Consider the following 1,727-nt stretch of genomic DNA (forward strand, 5'->3'; position numbering starts at 1 on the left):
CGACCGACCGCGGCCCTGGATGAGACGTCCCTCGAACGCATCTATCAGGGGGTTGGTCACGGCCAGATGGCGGTCAAACGCGGGATCCAGATCATCGATATGATCCTGGACGAGATCCGGGAGCGGCCGATCGATTCCGAGCGCTTCGTCTATCTCTCGGCTGCCCGCACCACCCACAAGGCGCTCGACGAGTATGGCTATGACTCCGCGGGCGAACGCGGGCGGGTCCATTTGGAGGTGCGGGAGGATTTCAGCTTCCGCATCGACGAGACCCTGTATATCTTCGTCCTCTTCAACCTGATGAAGAACGCCCTCTATTATTTCAGACACCGCGGCGAGGGCGAGATCCGGATCCGGCTGGCATGCGGGGACGCGCATAACCGGGTGTACTTTCGCGACACCGGCCCCGGCATCCCCAAACCGGACCTGGCGCGGCTCTTCGACGGTTTCTTTACCGCCGGCAAGCAGGGTGGGACCGGCCTCGGGCTCGCCTACTGCAAACGGGTGATGCGGGCCTTCGGCGGCGATATCACCTGCGATTCGGTCCTGGGGGAATACACCGAGTTCACCCTCAGCTTTCCGGCGGTGGCGGAGCAGGACCTGGCCGCCGACCAGGCCCGGATCATCGCCGCGGCCCGGCCTGCGTTCCAGGGTAAGCGCCTGCTGGTGGTCGATGACGAGTCCCTCCACCGCGCGGCGGTGCAACAACACCTGGCGCCCTTGGAGGTGGTGATCGACGAGGCAGCGGACGGTCGCCAGGCCATCGAGCTGGCGCGCACCAACCCCTATGACCTGATCCTCATGGATCTCAACATGCCGGTCATGAACGGCTACGAGGCCGCCGAGCGCCTGCGCTGGGGCGAGGCCCGGGGGGAAACAGGCACCGACGCGGCGGCCATCCCCATCGTCGCCCACACCGCCGAGCCGCCCTACATCGCCCGCGGCAAGACGGAAAAGGTCGGGATGCGGGAGCTGGTCGCCAAGCCCTGCAGCCAGGCCGAGCTGATCCGCGCCCTGCGCCCGGTCCTGGAGGCCGGTCCGAATCCGGGGGCCGGCGTTGCCGACACCGGTGGGTTGCCGGTGTTGCTGGTGGACGACTCGGCCCTCAACCGCGACCTGCTGGCACTCAGTCTGACCAACGCCGGCCTGGCGGTGGACAAGGCCGTCGACGGGGCCGAGGCCTGGGATCTGCTGCAGGCGCAGGCGTATGCCCTGCTCATTACCGACCTCCGGATGCCGGTGCTGGACGGCCTGGCGCTGACCCGCCGGGTCCGCACCAGCCCCGACGCTCGGCTGCGCCGGCTGCCGATTATCGCCTTTAGCGGTGCCGAAGAGGAAGCGGACGCCGCCAAGGCGGCCGGGGTGGATGCCTATCGGCTCAAGACCGACCCCATCGAGGGGCTGCTGGCGATCATCGGCAGGCTGTTGGACCGGACGCCCCAGCCCGCGCCCGACGCGCCCCCGTCACCCGCGGACCACCCGCCGCCACCCGCGTTCGACCTCGGCCCCGCCGCCGCCAGGCTCGGGGTGTCGCCGGCGAAAATGGCGGAGTTCTTCGCGGTCTTCCAGGCCGAATGTCGAGACATCCCGGCCATCCTGCGCCAGGCCCTGAGTGCGGGCGATACGGCTGCTTTGGACGCGCAGGCGCACAAGCTCAAAGGGTCCGCCGCCGCCTTATGCGCCGAATCCGTCCGGGCGGCCGCCGAGGCCCTGGAGAATGCGTGTCG

At 68.7% G+C, this 1,727-nt stretch carries 1 protein-coding gene; it reads left to right on the plus strand.

The genetic code is table 11. The features are described 5' to 3' along the window. The coding region (locus tag BQ17_RS13060) for a response regulator (protein ID WP_089727751.1) at nucleotides 1-1,727 on the plus strand (1,727 nt) is incomplete at both ends.

Source organism: Candidatus Thiosymbion oneisti (genome assembly GCF_900092655.1).
Taxonomy (GTDB): Bacteria; Pseudomonadota; Gammaproteobacteria; order Chromatiales; family Chromatiaceae; genus Thiosymbion; species Thiosymbion oneisti.